Below are 20,041 nucleotides of genomic sequence, written 5' to 3'. Positions count from 1 at the left end.
GTTGTGATATGATGATGACATATATTCTAAAGCAGGCACTATTCAGGTTACAGGTGGTTACTGAAGCCGCTGGGCCTATCTGCATCGAGATGTGGAGTGCTTCTGCTGACAAATTTTTATGAAATGATGTGGCTGAGGAATCACTTGTACAACATGTCGAGGTGATAAATCATATAAATGGTATCTCTATTTTTTGATGAGTGGCGAACGTATCCCCTGTTTCACGGAGCGGTACAATTTATGCGCGTGAGGGAGCGTCTGATGGTCGCATTAAAAAAAGAAGGAAGAGCCGGTTCGTTCGGTTTATGAGGAGGGAGTCATGGAAATTTCGCTGCGGCTGGACACGCTAGGTGTAGTTGAAGTTCGCTATCTGCGTGGCCGAGAACGGTACCGGGATTGGCCTCAGTTTCAATTACTGGCGGCATCACGTCAGGCACGGGTAATTTCTTATTTCCCACGTGAGGTGGCTGAACAGCTTCATCAGCAGATTCTTATGATTGAGGCGGCCCTCGGTTTAGATGCAGGGGATGATGAGGATGATGATGAGACAGGTGATGCACAACCTACGGTGGATCATACGAGTGGTGAACATGAGGATGGGATAAAGTCTGTGGAGCGTGATAGCAGCGCATTTTCGCCAGCGTTTGCCCAGGCACTGAAACAGTTAAATGAACTGGCCCGCCAGCGTTTGCCAGAGGCTACTTCAAGTAGCCAGAGTAGTACAGAGCTTACTCCTGAATTGGAGACGGATAGCGATGAAGATGCTCTGGAACAGTTGCAGGATGCCTTTGTACAGATGATGGAGGTTGTGCGCGAGCTTGCTGAGGAGATGTCAACTGATGCGCTGAAGATCACTGGTCGTGTGAAATGTGTGCGCACAAATATTGAGTTCATCCCTCGGGCTGATCCATCAGATGATGACGATGACGAGGATGAGGATGATGTCATTACAACCCCCTTGGATCTACCTGTAGATGATAGTATTCTCAGTCTCGATGAGGTCGAGCTTGTAATGGTGCTGCAACTGTTTGAAGAGGGACGAGCTCGGCCAGAGGATCTGCCCGCTGTGGAGCTCCAGCTTGATGTGGATGATTTTGAGCGCCTACATGAGACGCTTGATCTTGCTATGGAACGTGATCGCCGTAGCCGCCGCCGCCGCTAATGGCTGTTTTGCTCTTTTCTGACGTGAGATGTAGACCCTCACGAATAGCTATGCCCGTGGTACGGTCTTCCAAAAGATGCATAAGTACTACGGGGTTTTTTGTAGACTGAATTTGTTCAGTGCTCCTGACTACGCAGTCTTATTGCTTGAGAGAGTTTATAATTGGGCCAGCATTTTTATGAGCTCTTCTCAATTATTCATTGTTGACGTGTGACTAGCACGGAATTCCTTGCTATCTATAGCTGCTTGCTCTTTTGTGCGGAGGTGGCAAGTCTGATTGTTTCAGTTTGTCTGGCTCTACGCAAAATAGTTGGCTTTGGATTGGAGCAGCTAAGATGTGTGTGAGGAGATTCGTATGGTGACATTATTCTCGAAAAAAGGACGCAAGCATGGGACGCTTCATTACGATCGAGGATCTCTATACATTGAAGTTTTTAAGCCGTCCACGTATTTCTCCTGACGGGCAGCGTATTGCTTATGTGGAGACAACGATTGATGAGCAGAAACATGAGTATCACTCCGCCATCTGGCTTGATACCGTGCAGGGTGGCTCTGCACGGCGCTTCACCGGTGGGCCAGCCAACGCTCATAGTCCGGTATGGTCTCCCGATGGCAAATGGCTGGCCTTTGTTTCTGAGCGTATCGGTGAGAAGTATGAGAAAGATCCAGCCAAACAAAAGTCTCTTGGCAAAGGCAAGCCTCAGATCTGGGTACTACCTACCGATGGTGGCGAGGCACAGCAATTGACATATAGGGAGCATGGCGCTTCTTCTCCTGCCTGGTCTCCTGATAGCCAACAACTGACCTTTAATGCTGCCGTTGGCCCTTCTGATGAAGAGGTGTCCGATGGAAAACCCCTGCCGAAAGTTCGTGTGATAGAACATCTTTGGTATCGTCTTGATGGCGTTGGCTTCATTAATGAACGTCGTAATCATCTCTTTTTGATTGATCGCGCTGGTGGTGAGCCGAAACAGCTAACCGATGGCGATTGGGATGATAGTGAGGCGTGCTGGTCTCCTGATGGGACGCAGATCGCCTTTACCTCCAATCACAATGAAGATCGCTGGCGTGTTATGGGCGATGATGTCTATGTATTAACTCTCCAGACTGGAGAACAGCGATGCTTGACCGATAGTAAGCTTGGCTGTATGTCTCCGTCATGGTCTCATGATGGAACACAGATTGCGTTTCTGGCATCTGAAAAGTTTCATGCTGCCGGGCAGACTGCTGTTTACCGCGTTGCTGCTGCTGCACAGCAGGTTAAGCCGATCTGTTTATCAAATGATTTTGCTGGTTCATGTGTCGATTTTACTAATTCTGATCTTGGCGATGAGCATTTGATGCCTGCTCCTATCTGGTCAAAGGATGGCGAAAAGCTGTATACGTTGGCTTCATACCATGGAGCAACACAGGTTTTTCAGTTTTCGAGCCAGGGTGATAATACTCATCCGCTGGCTTTAACTCCTGCCGATGTACATGTACGTGATATCAGTATTGATCAGAATGGGGAGAGACTGGCTTTGTTAGTTGGTGATCCAACGCATGCGCCGGAGATCTTTGTACGCTCTATAGAGGAAGCGGGAGAACTCAAACGTATTTCTCATGCCAATGACGAGTTTATCGATGGGTTGTCTCTGTCTACTCCTGAGCGTATTACCTATGCTGGTGCCGATGATTGGGAGATCGAAGGCTGGATCATGAAGCCGCAGGATTTTGATCCAGGTAAGCGCTATCCTCTGGTTGTGGAGATTCATGGAGGTCCGAATACTCAGTATGGATATGGTTTCTTTCATGAGATGCAGGTATTGACCGCTCAGGGGTATGTGGTCTTCTATTGTAATCCTCGTGGCAGCATGGGTTATGGCTATGCTTTTGCAGATGCTGTTCGTGGCGCCTGGGGCGAAAAAGATTCGATCGATATTATGTTGGGTATGGAAGAGGTGATTCAGCAGGGATATATCGATGAGCAACGTCTGGCGGTTACTGGTGGCAGCTATGGTGGTTTTATGACAAACTGGCTGGTTGGTCACTATGATCGCTTTAAGGTCGCTGTAACTGATCGCTGTGTGAGTAATATGGCCACGATGTTTGGTAGCAGTGATGTTGGTTGGGATTTGGCGGAAGATGTAGTGGGCGTTACTCCCTGGGAACATCTGGACCAATATATGCATATGTCGCCGATCTCCTACGTTCAAAATATTCATACGCCGCTGTTGATCATGCATAGCGAGCAGGATCTTCGCTGTAATATCGAGCAGGCTGAGCAACTCTTTGCAGCGCTCAAATGGATGGGACGCGAGGTCAAATTTGTGCGTTTTGAGGGGCAGAGCCATGGCCTCTCGCGTGGAGGACATCCAAAGCTACGCCTTATTCGTTTGCAGCATCTTGTAGAGTGGTTTGCTACTCATCTGAATTAGCCTGAAAGCTTGTCCAGTAGCTTCTATGCTATAGCCTGAGCATGCCTATCTGGTCAGCAGTTGATTCAGTGAACCAGAGCGTATGATCTGGTGCCATGACAATCCCAAGGGGAGTACAGCGCTCAGTGGGAATTGTGTAGTTTGTAAACATTTTCGTTGTAGTATCAAAGCGTGTAATGGCATTCGAGGCAGCGACGGTGAGCCAGAGTTCGGTGCTGGATGCGGCAATGATGCCGTAGATGCCATTAATACCATTTCCAATAGACGGTGCTTGATAGGCGGAAAATGTGGCATTGTTAGGATTGAATTGGATGATCCTGGATGTGTTGAAGGTAGTGATCCAAAGTATGCCGGCTGAATCATCAATGATCTCCATTAACGATATGTTTGTGCCCTGGAGTGCTTTGGGAAGACTATAGAAATGTATCGCTCCATCACTCGTTGTCAGGCGGCCGATTGTATTCTCTCCTGATTCAGTAAACCAGATGTTTCCGTGCTCATCAGCGGTGAGGCCGTATGGGCTGAGTTTTTGTACCGTGGGAGGCGATGCCAGAGGATATTGGGTGATCACGCCGGTTTGTGCGTGAAGTTTCCCCAGGGCATCCGCATTCATTTCGGTGAACCAGATATCTCCTTGATGATCGATAATGAGCTCATTGGGCGCCGCAGGCAGACTGAGCTGATGCTGCTTGTTTTCCGGATCGGGCGTCATGATCTGTGGCAGGGAGTATGTGCTGAAGTGGTTACTTTTTGGATCATAGTGTCCGATATAGTTTGCACTTTGTTCTGCGAACCAGATAGTATCATCTGAAGCGACAATCACTCCCATAATGCCAGCTTGTCCGCGTGGCGGCTTGATCTGTAGAAACGTTTGAGTTTTGGGATCAAAGGATGCCAGATAATTTTGTCCCATCTCACCAAACCAGATACGTCCCTGATGATCGATTGCTGGCCTCATCAAGCCGCTCTGCGCTTGTGGTAAGGGATACTCTTTAAACTCCCCTGTTACTTGAGTCGTTGAGGTAGGCTTTGTGGTCTCCGAAATAGCGTCGCGACAAGCAGTAGTCCAGAGCAAAAGACTAAGCAGGATGGTGCTTTTGATGAGTATATAGAGGCGTGCCGTTGGCCTGGCGTTAACGCCTCTATAGTTGGATGTGTGGGGCTGATGCCGATGACTGCTAACCAATGTAGGTGCCATGGACTCCATCACCCACCAAATGATCTAGTCGGGCATGCACGACTGTATGTTGCCAGCCATTGCTGTTTTCGGGGAGATCATTCATCTCGACACGAATATAGTTGTCGGTCAAACCTTCCCATTTTTCTTGCTTGAATTGCTCAATCAGCACGGGTATAGTCTGGCCCAAGAAATGTTCGCGGAAATCTTTACTATGTAGGTCATGTAAATCCAGCAGGCGCTGGCTACGTGCTTTTTTGACCTCATCCTTGATCTGACCACGCATACGGGCGGCCGGCGTGCCCTGACGTGGAGAAAAACGGAAGACGTGCGATTTTGCAAAGGTTAAATCCCTGGCGAGCTGGTATGTAAGCTCAAAATCTTCATCTGTTTCTCCTGGGAAGCCAGTAATAATGTCAGTACTGATGGCAATCCCTGGCACGAGATTTTTTGCTGCGGTAATAATGGTACGATAGCGCTCGCTGTTATAGCGCCGCGCCATGCGACGTAAAATTGCGTCAGAGCCGCTCTGCATGGGGAGGTGTAGGTGGCGGCACATGCGTGGATCTGACCATAGCTCAAGCCACTCAAGCTGAAAGTCTTCTGGCTCAAGAGAGGAGACGCGAATGCGTGGCATATCGGTTTCGCGTAATAGCGTCTCAATCAGATCGCCCAGATCGAGTTTCTCATTATCATCAGGATGGTAGTCTCCTAGATGGATACCCGTCAGGACAATTTCTTGATAGCCAGCACGCGTTTTACGCTGGACATGCTCTACGATGGATGCAATGCTGCGGCTTCGCGATTTTCCTCGCACATAGGGCACAATACAATATGTACAACGGTTATCGCAGCCATCCTGTACTTTCATCTGTACACGCGTGCGAGAATACAGGCGGTTATTTGCCAGCTCGGTTGTCTGAATGCTATCGGTAAAGGGTGTCAGACGAGCAGGGTTTTCGGGTTGTGGCTCTTCTTCTTGTGCTTGAAAGTTCAGCACATCGTCGCTGCCTATGTGTTGTGTATCAAGTGGCAGGACAGGAAGCGTGCGTCTGACTGATGCTTCAACCCGAATGTCCGGATCGGAGGACATAATATCATCGCTGCTTACCTGTGTATTTTCGTTCAATCTCTCTCTAATCGTGGTAATAAGTTCATCTTTTCCACTATTGCCAACGACGAGATTGACTCCAGGAAGCGCTGCTACTCCCTGGGGATTGAGTTCAGCATAGCAGCCAGTGACGACCAGAAGAGCCTCTGGTGTGCGTCGGTGAGCCTGCGCAATAAGTTGGCGTGAACTTCTATCACCTAAATGTGTGACTGTACAGGTGTTTACAATATAAATATCTGCTGGCTCTGTAAAATCGCGTTGTTCAAAGCCAGCAGCGTTCATCTGATCGCTGATGGCTTCACTATCTGCTTGATTGACTTTGCAGCCAAGTGTGGTGACCGCAAAGGTTGTTCCCTGAGCTGGATTTTTGGGCATACTTTCAACTTGTTTCTGACTCTATTGTGACGCCTATATGTGGCACTTTTTCTTCGTTCGTTTCTACGGCATGATTATAACTCATTGTGCTACCATTGGGTAGTGTTTGTCACAGCAAGACATTCTTGTCGCACATAACGGGACAAGAATGTCTTGCATTCTTCGCTGTACTTTGCCACGATGGTGCTATTGCTCTATCTTAGCCGCAGTGTCATGTGGATCTGACTGTGATACATGGGAGGCCTGCTGCATGGCTGGGGCTATCGATTGTGAATAATACATCATGGGAGCTGGCGTTGTCTCCAGGATGGTTTTGTGCATGAGTGGTAGAACAAACCAGATATTCCCGAGGCCAAAGAGTGTACCTGTAATCATACGTAAGATCCAGCTACTTTCTCTTAAACCAAACATCTGAGTTGTTCCATCCAGAGCCATTGGAAGCAGCATTAAAATCCAGGCCCACCATGGAAGACCGGGCAAGCGTTTTTTGCTCAGCAGAAACACCAGACTACCGAGAAACATTGAGGTATAGATTGAGAAGTTTCGAGCACATAAGCCCAACTGATGTCCGAAGATATAAAAAGAATGCGATGGTACCTGAGCACAGACATAATGCAGCGCGTAGAAAAGTGGCGCGGAAATATTTTCCAGGCCGAAATAGTCGAGAAAAGGTATTGAGATGGCAATGGCAACGAGAATACCTAGCACAATAGTTATGACATGTGCCCAATATTCCAGCAAGAAGTCACCCGCATTATCTACGACGCGCTGGAAAGCTGTCTTTGGTTTGCCTGGTCCGAATTGAGTTGGCATATATCGTGCCCGAGACTGCTGAAAAGTGGGTTGAGTGGCCATAATTATTTCCTTGTTAATATGCTTTACATTGGAATGATTATAGTTCTCTTTGTTGAAAGGCTGCTAGCAAATCGCTATCATCTATACGTCCCTCTGCAACAATAGTTTCATTGATCATAATTACAGGAATACGATAACGATACTGTTCAAAGAGTTCCATATCTTTACGAATGTCTATTTCTGTGAGATCGTATGGTATGCTTGAAGCGATTTCATCGAGCATATCGCGTGCCTCATCACACAAATGACAACCGGCCTTTGTATAAAAGGTTACTTGAATTTGCGTATGCTCATCCACGGTAATTAACTCCATTCATAATCTTCTTTGTAATTATACCATAGAGGATTTGATGGGCAAAATCTTCAGAACTTTTAGCCAGGCATCTTTCCAGGCACCTGCTTGATATAAGAACACATATAATTTGTGCCTTATGTCAAAGTATGTATGCTCTGATAATTGAGAAGACTATTTATAATGAGAGTGTTTGCATTCATGAATGCAAACACTCTCATTATAAATAAGGCCGTTAGGAGATGAATTTGTGTATTACCAACAATCGCGTGGTGGTGGTGGGCAGGTCACAGACGGTATGAGCACTGAGTTGCTGGTCTCAGTGAGAGCAAGGGCGTGAGAACTCGCTTGTACATGGGTTTGCATATTGGGTGTCAAGCGGATGTTGGGATTACTAACGAGCAGCAGCGAAATGGATAGGACGAATGCCGCTTCCCGCAGGAGTTTATCCATGATGAAATCTCCATTTCTGTCATTGTAACTAATGTTTTCTTACTTGATAGAAAAGAACGTCGACGTTCTTATGCATGGGCGCTAATCCGTCATCTGTACTTCATTATCGGATAAGTAAATACAAATATGTAGATATTATATACCAGATTGGCAAGCCTGCATACAGAACGAAAAAAGGAAAAATTTACAAAAAGAAGTTTCAGACTCTCTGGAATTCTGGTGTGAGAGTTTGAAACTTCTTTGAATACGTTTGTCTTGAAAAGGTTATTCTGATTCGCGAGAACGCATACGTGAACGCTCATGCTGAGTCATATAACGTTTGCGCAAACGAATGTTTTTTGGTGTACATTCTACCAACTCATCATTATTGATGAAATCGAGAGATTGTTCCAGGCTCATCAGAATTGGTGGAGTTAACCGTACCGCGATATCTGATGTAGAGGAGCGAATATTTGTTTTCTGTTTCTCTTTGCAAACATTCACGACCAGATCATCAGGGCGGGCATTCAATCCAACGATCATTCCTTCGTAGACGGGTGTACCGGGTTCAATGAACGTATCACCACGAAGTTGTGCGTTATTTAATCCATATGTGACAGCAACACCAGGCTCGGAAGCGACCAATGCACCCATGCGGGCACTATTGATTTTTCCCATCCAGGGTACAAAGCCCTTTAACAGGCTGCTCAATGCTCCATTACCTTTGGTCAAAGTAAGGAAGGCATTGCGGAACCCAATCAGGCCGCGCGTAGGAATATCGTATTCAATACGAATATTTCCGCTACCGTCATTTGTCATATTAGTCAACTGAGCTTTACGTATGGCTAGTGCCTCGGTGAGCACGCCCATATAGGTATCTTTGGTATCAATAACGAGATGCTCAAGTGGCTCTTGTAAATGACCATGCTCGTCTTCACGCGTGATGACTTCTGGGCGCGAGACCTGGATCTCAAAACCTTCACGGCGTAAGGTTTCAATGAGCACGGACAGGTGAAGCTCACCACGTCCCGAAACGATAAACTCATCTGGTGTATTGCCATCTTCTACACGCAGGCTTACATTTGTCTCGAGCTCACGATAGAGGCGAGAACGGATTTGCCGTGACGTTGAGAATTTGCCTTCACGACCGGACAATGGACTCGTATTTACCCCAAAGGTCATTTTCAGCGTCGGCTCAGAAATCTCGATAGAAGGCAATGCCTCTGGATAATCGATATCGGTGAGTGTCTCGCCGATATTCGCATCGGACACGCCAGTCATCGCGACAATATCGCCGGCGATCGCTTCAGGGACTTCAAGTCTTTGTAAGCCGGAATAGCTCATAACCAGATTAATTTTTTGGCGTGAAACATCACCAGAGCGATTAATGCGAGCGATCGACGTATTTGGAGTAATGCGCCCACGAATAATTCGTCCAATCGCATATTTACCTTTATAATCGTCGTAATCAAGCGCTGTAATCAGCATCTGGAACGGGGCATTGACATCTACTTTAGGAGCAGGCACAGTTTTAACAATAGTCTCAAAGAGAGGCTGGAGATCCTTGCGCTCATCATCAGGATGATACATCGCGACGCCTTCGCGTCCGATGGCGTAAAGGATGGGGAAGTCCAGATGGCTATCACGTGTTGCCAGTTCCAGGAACAAATCTTGTGTTTCTCCGACAACCTGCTCGATACGCGCGTCTTTGCGATCAATTTTGTTGACGATCACGATCGGCTGAAGATTGAGTTCTAGGGCCTTCTGTAACACGAAGCGCGTCTGGGGCATAGGACCTTCAGCGGCGTCTACTAATAAGATACAGCCGTCGGCCATGTTTAATACACGTTCAACTTCGCCACCGAAGTCAGCGTGTCCGGGAGTGTCAATAATGTTAATTTTGATGTCATGGTATCTGATGGCGGTATTTTTGGATAAGATCGTGATTCCGCGCTCACGTTCCTGATCGTTGGAATCCATAATCAGCTCGCCCATTTGCTGATTGTCGCGGAAGATATGGCTCTGTTTTAATAACCCATCCACCAGAGTTGTTTTTCCATGGTCAACGTGGGCAATAATCGCGACGTTGCGAATGTCGGTGCGTTCCATCAAAGTTTCTTCATATTTGTTGTTAGCGTTTTCAATCGTTTGCATATTGCTGGCAATTACTCCTAGAGGGCATAAGAAAACCGGACGGTCTTCGTCGCCCGGTGGATAAGTTGGTTTGTACCGACACTTCCAAGAGGCATTGTACTTGGTTTGGTTCTTCACGTCAAGTTTAGTGACCAATCATGTACTGAAATCAGGCCAATTGGTCATGAAGAACATGGGAGAGAATGTCCAGTTCTGGTTCGCCTAATCCTCGTCTAAAGCTTATGAGATAAGCTGAACAATGTATGTCTATGAATACTATTACATTGCTTTTATAAAATTCAGAGGTGTTCTATTTATTAAAAACATAGCCAACTCGTTTTTTATTCCATCATACCTGACTCAGCAACTGTATGCGTGTAAAGACGCGGTTGCTGAGTCTTTAGAGACAAAGTGAGAGTTATACACGTTTGTCTCATACTGTGTCAGGATTTTGTGGCTAGAGCTTGCGTGCGATGCAAGTCTAGCCCTGAAGTGTCCCATTCAGAGCGCGATCCATGTTGTAGCAAGTACTGATAAGTGAGAGGTGTGTGAACGCCTGAGGGAAATTTCCTAATGCCTCTCCTGTGACGCCAATTTCTTCGGCATAGAGTCCAAGATGATTGGAGTACGTGAGCATTTTTTCTAAAATGAGACGAGCTTCGTTGAGGCGTCCCGCACGTGTCAGGGTCTCTGCGAGCCAGAAGCTGCAAGGACTAAACGTTCCTTCAACACTTCCCAATCCGTCACTGGCGGCTTTGGTTGGAATGTAGCGATAAACGTGCGAGTCACTGGTCAGTTCACGCTGAATGCGATTAATTGTGTCCAGCATTTGTGGATCGGTGGGACCAGTAAATTTAGTTAACACCATCAACAGTGCGCTGGCATCGATTGCCTCGCTGCCATAGTATTGGGTAAAACTTCTGGTCTTTTCACTCCAACCTTGTTGCATTACTTGTTCATAGATCTCGGCACTGGTCTGCGCCCATTCATTGAGAGGAGCAGGTAAGCCACGATGACGGGCAATCCGCAAGGCACGATCAAAGGCAACCCAGCTCATAACGCGTGAATGGACAAATTGTTTTTGTCCTCCACGTACTTCCCAGATGCCTTCATCCGGCTCTTGCCAGTGTTTCATGAGCCAATCGAGCAGATCACGAAGGTTACGCCACAAATCATAGGAAATATCTTGATGGCGATCAAAGATGTAGATGGAATCCATGACTTCACCATAGATATCCAGCTGCTTCTGCTTGTACGCTCCGTTGCCGATACGTACTGGTGAGCTTTGTCGATAACCTTCAAGATGATCCAGAGTGAATTCTGTCAGATCATGTCCACCATCAATAGTATACATTGGCTGAAGCGAGCCGTTATCTTTGAGCTCATGACAGCGTGCGTTGAGCCAGCCCATAAATGCTTCGGCTTCATCATAAAAACCAAGTATGAGGAGACTATAAATGGTAAAAGATGCATCTCTGAGCCAGGTGTAACGATAATCCCAGTTGCGAGCTCCTCCAAGTGTTTCTGGCAGGCTGGTAGTAGGGGCAGCTACAATTGCTCCTGTGGGGGCATAGGTAAGTAACTTCAAGACCAGAGCTGAGCGCTGAACCATCTCTCTCCAACGTCCCTGATAGCGACATTGGGAGAGCCACTTTTGCCAGTAGTTTCTTGTATCCTCAAATGCTTCTTGATATTGACGATGTGTCAGCGGTCGTGGATCAAGATCTTGATCCATAGCACTTTCCAGCACAAAGTAGGCGGCCTGGTTATTATGTAAAGTAAAGGTGGCACGAACGCCTCCTTCACCATCTTCGTGCAGTGGGATAGTAGATGCTAACGCTAGATGTAAGGCTTTGCTATGAAAAACTGCTCCGTGTTGGGCACATGATGTGGTATGAGGATCACGCCCATAGTTGAAGGCTGGTCGGCAGGTGATTTCAAAGGGAACGGAACCACGTACAACTTTAACTTCCCTGATAATATGATGTTGGAGTGTTTTTGAGCCTGGTTGTTTGATAGGCATGAAGTCGGTGATTTCTCCTACACCGTCGGCCGTTAAAAAACGTGTGACTAAAATATTCGTTTCAGGGAGATAGAGCTGTCGACGACCAACCGTGGTTGTTTCTGGGAAGACTGGATGGATGTGAAATGAGCCGCCTTTGTCGACATCGAGCAGCGCTCCGAAGATACTTGGGGCATCGAAACGTGGTATACAGCACCAATCGATTGAACCGTTTTTGCCGATGAGCGCAACCGTGTGAAGGTCACCAATCACGCCATAGTCTTCAATAGGTTGATACGTCTTACGAGCATTCGGTGAAAACGCGATACGTTCTTGAGCCATAATTTTTTCCTTATATCAGTCTTTATAATTGATACGTTCTATTCTCTCCTTAAGATGAATATAACTTTTTCATCCCCACTATTATCTGTATCGTTTTGTCATATCGGTCATCATGTATGGTCATTTTTTTTGCTGTGCCGATCGACTTTTTTCGTTGTTTTTGACAACAAGGCCAGTTTGCGTGCTTTGATAAAAGGAATAGGAGAGTAGAAGAGGGAAATTTTGAGCGACAGAACTATATATGACAGGATATGTGTGTCATCTGATCATAATCCGAATTCTACTTATTCTATTTGCGGCATAAAAATGTGATGCTCTTTGATAAAATAGCATGTTCCTATGCGCTTGCCTGTTTTCGCGTCAAAAAAAGAACGTCGAAGCTCTTTAGAGCGCTTTAAAGCGATGGCTGGATGGGTTTCGCTCGTGTTGCACGTTTCATCGCCGGTGCTGTATTGTTGGCTATAGATGCTTCAGGTGGAATAAGTGGAACTGTTTGGATGCGTGTGACTTTTTCGCGTATTAACGATATTTGTGAGTGGACGGCCTGGCGTGACTGTTGAAGTTTGCGGGCAATTTCAGAGGGTCGCTCATTGGCAAGGAGATAATTGCAAATGATGGATTGTTTGTCGGTCAGGCCAATATTGGGGCTTTCGAGCGCTGATCTCGCGAGATCTTCTAATACTCCAAATTTGCTGCGTTTATAATCATTCAAATCCTCTGGTGAGAAGAGCCATCGGTCGACTACGCGTACACCGGGTATTCTACCCGCTTCTACCAGATGCATAAAGTGCCAATAACTTAGATCTAGATGCTTTGCAGCCTCGTGGGTGGTTAACATGCCGTTGAGGTATTGCAAATTGTGACGCTGTAGTTCACTGCTCCTAAGAACCATGTCGGACCCTTTCTACGGTTTGCCGTATGCTAAAAGTGCCTGGCAAAGACATTACTTAGTCATTTTGAGTATACCATAGGGCCTTCTTGTACTGCAAGGTTGATCAGTTTGACTCCTGTAAGAAGAAGGATATATCGAAAGGGAAGAATGCAAATAGCACGATGAGTGATATTCTCATCAAATGATTTCCATCATCGTGCCATAAAGAGCATATCATTAAGAGGCTTGAGTGGGGAAGAGGTTGGGGATTTTCATTGCCAGCATCATATCACCAGTGGCTTTGATTTTTCCCGATAAGAAAGCATTCATCGGATTTAATTTTCCTTGTGTGATTTCTATCCAATCCTTGTCGCTTACAGTCAGGGTTAGATCGGGTTTGTTGGCTCCTGCTGGTACGAGCTCACAGGTTTGATTGTGGATTTTGAGAGCATGTTCTCCTGCATCTTCGCCAGTCACATTTAATTGGATAACCTTATTCAATCCGGCTGCTGCCGCTGGATTGAAGAGTTTTTGCATTGCTGGAAAGGTATCTTCAACTCTCATAGTGTGCTTATCTCCTTTGTTATATGCGCAGGGCAGGCCTCCGCTAGTCTTTCTAGAGTATACCCCATATTGTCTAAGATTGCTTACTAAAAGTTGAGATTCCCCCTCTTATAGATTGATATGTTACCTCTATCCTCTCTTGTGTCTCTGTTTTAGCAATGATATGCTGTTGGTAAATCTATTGGAATAAGAACATTGAGAGAAAATGAGGACCCCTGGTATGGCTGGTAAGCGGATATTGCGGAAGGTGAAGGTAGAAGGTGGCTACCTTGATTTTAATTCTGCCCATTTTATTACGTATAGCGGTAAATGCGAACGGTTACATGGGCACAATTACGGAGTACTTGTGGAAGTTGAGGGGGATCTAGGAACAGACGGCGTCGTTTTTGATTTTACCGTCTTAAAAAAACGCACAAAAGAGATTTGCCAGCATTTGGATCATCGTTTTCTTTTGCCGCTGCATAATCCTCTGTTGGAACTGACCAGATCAGATGATAGCTGGGAAATCCGTTTTCAGAAGAAACGCTATCTCTTTCCCCTCTCTGATGTGGTTGCACTGCCAATTGAAAACTCAAGTGCCGAGCTGTTAGCTGAATATATCTGTGAAGAACTGTATCGTATATTATCAACGGAATATGCTACGGCAAATCTGTCAACTCTGATGGTTGGGGTGGAAGAGGCTCCGACACAGATGGCCTATTACTGTAAGGAGTTCCAGACAGAGTAGATATCGTTTCCAAATCCATTTGCTTTGAAGGGCATGATTACGAAGAAAGGGAAGGTCATGATCACGAAGAAAGGTCTTCAGATACGGTATCTGAAGACCTTTTTGTGCTTGATTGGTGCAGGTTGCTACCGTGTGATAACTGAACGCCCAACTGCTCCAGCAATAGCATGGATCTGAGGCATCAGCTCCTGGAATTGCTCAATGGTGAGTGATTGTGCTCCGTCTTTGAGAGCCTCATCTGGATTAGGATGAACCTCTATCAGGAGTGAGTCTGCCCCTGCTGCAATTGAGGCCAGGGACATGGCACCAACGATATCACGACGTCCGGTCCCCTGGCTGGGATCGGAGATGATGGGTAGATGTGAGAGATGCTTGATAATTGGGAAGGCGCTGATGTCCATCGTATTACGGGTGGTTTTCTCGAAGGTGCGAATACCGCGCTCGCATAAGATAACGTTACGGTTTCCCTGAGAGAGAATGTATTCGGCTGCCAGTAGCCATTCTTCAAATGTAGAGGACATACCGCGTTTGACTACAGCGGGCTTCTGCGTTCGACCAACTTCATCCAACAGCATGTAGTTTTGCATGTTGCGCGTGCCAATTTGCAGGATGTCAGCGTATTCGCTAACCATAGCGACGTCGCTAGGAGTCATCACTTCTGTGATGATGGCCATACCAAACTCGTCACGGGCCTTGGCCAGTAACTTGAGTCCTTTTTCTCCCAGTCCTCGGAAGCCATAGGGTGAAGTAGATGGTTTAAAGGCACCGCCGCGTAAAATAACTGCACCAGCTTTACGCACAGCCTCGGCCGTGGTCATCAGCTGTTTCTCTGTCTCGACTGTGCATGGGCCAGCCATCATGACAATGTCTTTGCCACCGATACTAACGACTCCACCATCGACACAGGCGACTGGTATATTGATCACAGTATCTTCCGGATGAAATTCGCGGCTGGCCAGTTTGTATGGTTTGGAGACACGGACGACGCTTTCTACCATGTTGAGCCCTTCAAGGGCTTCTCCAATGGATGGATTGATGCCGCCAATGCTGCCAGGTGCTCCTGAAGGACCGACTGCTCCTAAGACACCGATGACTGTACGCTCTACTCCCTGTGAGAGGTGACCGCTTAAGCCATGGTTATCCAGAAAGGCTAAAACGTGTTTGATATCAGCATCATTGCTGTTAGACTTCATTATGACGATCATGAAAAAAAACTCCTTAAGATCAAAAAGATCAAGCTGGTGAAGATCGAGCTATTATAACACATAATAGCTGCTCCAACGGTTATTTTGAGGCTGAGAAATCATCGTTAGCCAGAGAAGGACACCTTTTTGGTGTCTTCGGCCTGCTTAAGTTGCGATTTTCTCAACTATACTTCCGTCTTGAACGTTGGGCGTAAGTTCACAGCCCCATGGATATATACATGCTGTATCGCTTCGGCGCTTTGATCTGTGTTCACATGTATTAAAACACGAATGCATTTTTGTAAGCTACCAGGTACCGGAATTTCTCGCGTACACATGAGGGCAGTCTCGGTCCAACCTAGCCCTCTCGCTGCCACAGCTGGAAATTCGGCATCTAAATCTTCGGTCAGAGAAAAGATCGCGCTGGCGATATCCTCTGTCTTCAAATCGTTTTTTTTAATCAGCAACTGCAGCAGTTCTTTGGTTGCCGAAAGAATTTCCTCTCGATCATTATTTTCGACGGTGGTCGCCCCACGAATACCGCGACAATACATCACTTCTCATCCCTTTCGATGGCGATACCAATTGCTTTATGATTAAAGCCAATGGATTTCTCCTTATTGTAAGGGATGAAGGCAATTTTTCACCTGTATCATCTAACCGTTAGAGTGACAGTTTTTATGTGCAGATGATATGACCAGAGTGCTTATTTTTGTCTGAGGCTCCTTATGTACTCTTTTACCGCACTTGCTGTGTCGTCACTCTGATGCTGGTCGATAAGTTTAACGATGGCACTACCAATGACAGCTCCTTCAGCATAACTTGTGACTGTCGCGATATGCTCAGGGGTGGAGAGCCCAAATCCCACCGCCAGAGGTAAATGTTGTGCTTGCGTGATTCTGCGAATGCGAGCGATGAAACTCTGTAGATTCTCAGGTAGCTCATTGCGAGAGCCAGTGACTCCACTCAGTGATACACAATAAATGAAGCCACCTGGACCAGCAGTCGTACGCTGTGCGGAGGCAAGAATGCGCTCGTCAGGTGCGGTTGGTGGCACCAGATAGATCACGGCCAGGCCATAACGGTACGCAACCTTTTGTAGAGGATCGGCCTCTTCTGCGGGGAGGTCTGGAATGATCAGACCACTGATACCATTGTCTCTGGCGGCCGTACAAAAGCGCTCTAGTCCATAGGATAGGACTGGATTATAATAGCCCATGAGTATCAAAGTAACATCGCTTTTTGCCGAGACCTGTTGTGCGATATCCATGCATCCCTGAATACTCATCCCCTGCTCTAAGGCCACATGTCCGGCGTGTTGAATGGTAGCTCCATCGGCAAGTGGATCGCTGAAAGGCATGCCTAATTCAATAATGTCTGCTCCACCCTCGGCGGCGGCAAGGATGTAGTCGACTGAATCTTTGGCAGTTGGATAACCACACATGAAATATGGGATGATTACTCCACGATCTTCACGCTTCGCTCGCTCAAATGTCTGTGTGATCTTTCCAACAGTCTGTTGTTGGTTTGATTGCTCTGCGACCTCGCTCTTGATTGTTCCCATCATTATGCTCCTATTTTTGGTGAGAGAATGTGGCAAGATTAGATCAGACTTGTTGGCTGTCTAAGTAACCACATCTCCCTGACTCATTTTGTGGATGTGCCGCTATAAATCAACATTAAAAGCTTTGGCGACAGTCATCATATCCTTATCGCCACGACCCGACAGGTTAATAATGATGAGCGATCCCTCGGGAATTTTGCCTTGCTCTCCCTGTTCAAGCACGTAGCCGATGGCATGAGCTGACTCCAGGGCGGGAATAATGCCTTCGGTGCGACTGAGTGTTTCAAGTCCTTTGAGGGCAGTAGCATCGCTAGCTGAGACATAGGTTGCACGACCAGTATCTTTCATATAGCTATGCTCAGGTCCTACCCCTGGATAATCCAGTCCGGCCGAGATGCTGTGTGTGTCAAGGATCTGACCGTCATCACTTTGCAGCAGATAGCTCATCGCGCCATGTAGAACGCCTGGACGTCCGGCTACAAGTGTCGCGGCATGCAGTCCCGGGTCCATACTGGTACCACCGGCCTCCACTCCGATGAGTTTGACCTCGCTAGCATCGGCGAAAGGATAAAAGATGCCAATTGCATTACTTCCACCGCCAATACAAGCATAGATGCTATCTGGTAAACGTCCCTCTTGCTGCATAATCTGCTCACGGGCCTCGCGTCCAATTATGGCCTGGAAATCACGTACGATACGCGGATAGGGCGCAGGACCAGCAGCGGTGCCAAACAGATAAAATGTATCTTCGACATTGGTGACCCAATCGCGTATGGCTTCATTGATGGCGTCTTTCAAGGTCTTGGTGCCGCTGTCTACAGAGCGTACTTCAGCTCCTAAAAGCTTCATGCGAAAGACGTTGAGGGATTGACGATGAATGTCGACTTCACCCATGTAGATGATACAGTTGAGCCCAAGTTTGGCACAGACCGTGGCTGTCGCTACACCATGCTGACCGGCGCCAGTCTCCGCAATAATACGTTTCTTGCCCATCCGTTTGGCTAGCATTCCTTGTCCAAGAGCATTGTTGATTTTATGGGCTCCGGTATGAGCCAGATCTTCGCGCTTGAGATAGACTTTGACGTTATTGCCAACTTTTTCAGAGAAGCGGGGTACATAATGTAAAGTTGTAGGTCGTCCAACGTAGCTGAACAGTTCATGTTGGAGCTCTTCCTGGAACGCTGGATCGTTTAATGCATCTTTATAGGCAACCTCTAACTCGGTAAGAGCAGCCATCAGATTTTCGGGAACAAATTTGCCGCCAAAGTCTCCGAAGTGTCCTGTGATATCAGGATAAAGGTTGTGCTGATAAGCAGTTTGTGATTTTGTCTGTTGCATTGTATTTTCCTTTATGCCAGGCATGCTCAAACATGCGGAGCGTCTATATGTATTCAATGAGTTAGTCTTGCGCCTCTCGTTGGCGTACCTGGTCGAGAAACGCACGTATTTTTTGTAGATCTTTCTTCTTATTTGTCTCGACACCACTACTGACATCAAGTCCCCAGGGATGAACTTGCTGTATCGCGTCGGCGACATTTTCAGGAGTTAATCCGCCGGCCAGCAGAATCTTACTTTGCTGAGCCGCCAAATGTGCGAGATGCCAATCGCTGGTGCGGCCAGAGCCACCCCAATCAGGTGTCGGTGTATCGATCAATAGTCGCCAGGTAACACGCTGATAGTCTGCTAGCTGTGACAGATCGCTTTGTTCCTTCAATGCTAATGCCTTGATGACAGGACGTGAGATCTGCTGACAGAAATCGGGAGATTCGGTGCCGTGTAGCTGGACATAGTTTAGACCCGCTTGCTCGACAACATCGTTAATGTAATTGACCTCTTTATTGACAAACACTCCAACCAGATCGGGATGTGCCTGTCCCTGTGCGGGATGTGTATAGCTTGAACTTGATGCAAGCAAGGCTGGTACCCGGGTCGGTTGGATATAGCGGTGACTGGGTTCATGGAAAATGAACCCAAGCATATCGGCACTCGCTTCGATGGCTGCATTCATGTGGTCAGGATCGCTGAGCCCACAAATTTTCACCTGCGTGGTGTGATTGGCACCATGGAGAAGCATGCGGATCTGGGCAGGTATGTCAGGGGATAGCACGAGTGATTCTCCCACTAACATGGCTTGCACGTCGTAGCGAGCCAGGCGACGGACATCGGCCTCACTATGGATGCCACTTTCAGCGATGATAATCCGATCCTCTGGGAGGATCTGGCGGATCTCTCGCAGGAGATAAGGATTCATTTTGAAGGTGGTTAGATCACGGCTGTTGACTCCAATGATCAGTGCGCCCGCTTTAATGGCACGCTGCGCCTCTTCACGGCTGTGAACTTCGACGAGCGCATGCATGTGCAACTCATGGGTCAGTTGAAGCAAGTGTTGTAACTGATGGTCATCCAGAATAGCACAGATGAGCAGAATGAGATCAGCGCCCCAGGCCCGAGCCTCGTATACCTGGTAGTCATCGATGATAAAATCTTTGCGTAGCACCGGGACACTGACAGCGTTTTTGATGGCCGTCAGATATGCCGGTGAGCCGAGAAAGAAATGTGGCTCGGTCAAAACAGAGATGACTGATGCTCCATGTTCTTCGTAAATGCGTGCCGTCGCAACTGGATCTAGATCGGGAGCCAGCATCCCTTTGGATGGAGATGCACGCTTCACTTCAGCGATCAAATGCACACGATCACGTGGCTCGAAGGCTTTAAGGGCATCGCGTGGATGCGGCTGCTCCCGGGCCAGACGCCGAAGGTCCTCTATTGGTAGATCTCGTTTACGTTGCACGAGGTCTATACGTGTTTGATCTACAATTTTGTCAAGAAACAT

At 47.1% G+C, this 20,041-nt stretch carries 17 protein-coding genes; 3 read left to right on the top strand and 14 right to left on the bottom strand.

Annotated elements, in window-relative coordinates; all coding sequences use genetic code 11:
* The first annotated feature begins 319 nt into the window (after positions 1–319).
* Together AC27N8_RS15035 and AC27N8_RS15030 are read left to right on the top strand one after the other, a co-directional pair.
* Entirely contained in the window at positions 320–1,162 is an 843-nt protein-coding gene (locus AC27N8_RS15035; RefSeq protein ID WP_487068197.1) for a hypothetical protein, read from the top strand.
* A gap of 389 nt (positions 1,163–1,551) precedes the next feature.
* Positions 1,552–3,579: a S9 family peptidase gene (locus AC27N8_RS15030; protein WP_487068196.1), complete on the top strand. Its 2,028-nt coding sequence runs from the start codon at positions 1,552–1,554 to the stop codon at positions 3,577–3,579.
* Between the two features lie 28 nt (positions 3,580–3,607).
* On the opposite strand, the gene AC27N8_RS15025 is transcribed toward AC27N8_RS15030, so the two are convergent.
* From AC27N8_RS15025 to AC27N8_RS14985, 9 genes are all read right to left on the bottom strand, one after another.
* On the bottom strand, positions 3,608–4,777 hold the full coding sequence (locus AC27N8_RS15025; RefSeq protein ID WP_487068195.1) for a Vgb family protein: 1,170 nt from the start codon (positions 4,775–4,777) through the stop codon (positions 3,608–3,610).
* The gene (gene mtaB / locus AC27N8_RS15020; RefSeq protein WP_487068194.1) at positions 4,758–6,242 is read right to left on the bottom strand and encodes a tRNA (N(6)-L-threonylcarbamoyladenosine(37)-C(2))-methylthiotransferase MtaB; all 1,485 of its coding nucleotides are present in this window, start codon (positions 6,240–6,242) and stop codon (positions 4,758–4,760) included. Before mtaB ends, AC27N8_RS15025 begins: the two co-directional genes overlap by 20 nt.
* Positions 6,243–6,428: 186 nt before the next feature.
* Entirely contained in the window at positions 6,429–7,097 is a 669-nt protein-coding gene (locus tag AC27N8_RS15015; protein ID WP_487068193.1) for a DUF2085 domain-containing protein, read from the bottom strand.
* A gap of 37 nt (positions 7,098–7,134) precedes the next feature.
* Entirely contained in the window at positions 7,135–7,410 is a 276-nt protein-coding gene (locus AC27N8_RS15010; RefSeq protein ID WP_487068192.1) for a glutaredoxin family protein, read from the bottom strand.
* A 234-nt stretch (positions 7,411–7,644) separates the two neighbouring features.
* Positions 7,645–7,842 (bottom strand): hypothetical protein, encoded by a 198-nt coding sequence (locus tag AC27N8_RS15005; RefSeq protein ID WP_487068191.1) that lies wholly within the window; start codon positions 7,840–7,842, stop codon positions 7,645–7,647.
* Between the two features lie 264 nt (positions 7,843–8,106).
* Complete coding sequence (gene typA / locus AC27N8_RS15000) at positions 8,107–9,975, bottom strand: translational GTPase TypA (protein ID WP_487068190.1); 1,869 nt, start codon at positions 9,973–9,975, stop codon at positions 8,107–8,109.
* Between the two features lie 460 nt (positions 9,976–10,435).
* Positions 10,436–12,298, bottom strand: a complete 1,863-nt coding sequence (locus AC27N8_RS14995) for a glycoside hydrolase family 15 protein (RefSeq protein WP_487068189.1) — start codon at positions 12,296–12,298, stop codon at positions 10,436–10,438.
* 394 nt (positions 12,299–12,692) lie between these two features.
* A complete protein-coding gene (locus AC27N8_RS14990; protein WP_487068188.1) occupies positions 12,693–13,190 on the bottom strand; it encodes a helix-turn-helix domain-containing protein in 498 nt (165 codons plus the stop codon).
* A 216-nt stretch (positions 13,191–13,406) separates the two neighbouring features.
* On the bottom strand, positions 13,407–13,733 hold the full coding sequence (locus AC27N8_RS14985; protein ID WP_487068187.1) for an SCP2 sterol-binding domain-containing protein: 327 nt from the start codon (positions 13,731–13,733) through the stop codon (positions 13,407–13,409).
* 220 nt (positions 13,734–13,953) lie between these two features.
* Between AC27N8_RS14985 and AC27N8_RS14980 the strand changes: the two genes are divergently transcribed.
* On the top strand, positions 13,954–14,460 hold the full coding sequence (locus AC27N8_RS14980) for a 6-pyruvoyl trahydropterin synthase family protein (protein WP_487068186.1): 507 nt from the start codon (positions 13,954–13,956) through the stop codon (positions 14,458–14,460).
* Positions 14,461–14,585: 125 nt separating this feature from the next.
* Here the strand turns inward: AC27N8_RS14980 and aroF are convergent, their stop codons facing one another.
* The 5 genes from aroF to trpCF form a co-directional block, all read right to left on the bottom strand.
* On the bottom strand, positions 14,586–15,665 hold the full coding sequence (gene aroF, locus AC27N8_RS14975) for a 3-deoxy-7-phosphoheptulonate synthase (protein ID WP_487068185.1): 1,080 nt from the start codon (positions 15,663–15,665) through the stop codon (positions 14,586–14,588).
* Positions 15,666–15,829: 164 nt separating this feature from the next.
* Positions 15,830–16,198, bottom strand: coding sequence for a chorismate mutase (gene aroH, locus AC27N8_RS14970; protein ID WP_487068184.1), 369 nt, complete (start codon positions 16,196–16,198; stop codon positions 15,830–15,832).
* Positions 16,199–16,350: 152 nt separating this feature from the next.
* A complete protein-coding gene (gene trpA, locus AC27N8_RS14965; RefSeq protein ID WP_487068183.1) occupies positions 16,351–17,211 on the bottom strand; it encodes a tryptophan synthase subunit alpha in 861 nt (286 codons plus the stop codon).
* 99 nt (positions 17,212–17,310) lie between these two features.
* A complete protein-coding gene (gene trpB / locus AC27N8_RS14960; protein ID WP_487068182.1) occupies positions 17,311–18,546 on the bottom strand; it encodes a tryptophan synthase subunit beta in 1,236 nt (411 codons plus the stop codon).
* A gap of 61 nt (positions 18,547–18,607) precedes the next feature.
* Positions 18,608–20,041 (bottom strand): bifunctional indole-3-glycerol-phosphate synthase TrpC/phosphoribosylanthranilate isomerase TrpF, encoded by a 1,434-nt coding sequence (trpCF, locus tag AC27N8_RS14955; protein ID WP_487068181.1) that lies wholly within the window; start codon positions 20,039–20,041, stop codon positions 18,608–18,610.

Source organism: Dictyobacter sp. Z7_2, assembly GCF_057551105.1.
This window is presented reverse-complemented; position numbering and strand designations above follow the sequence as displayed.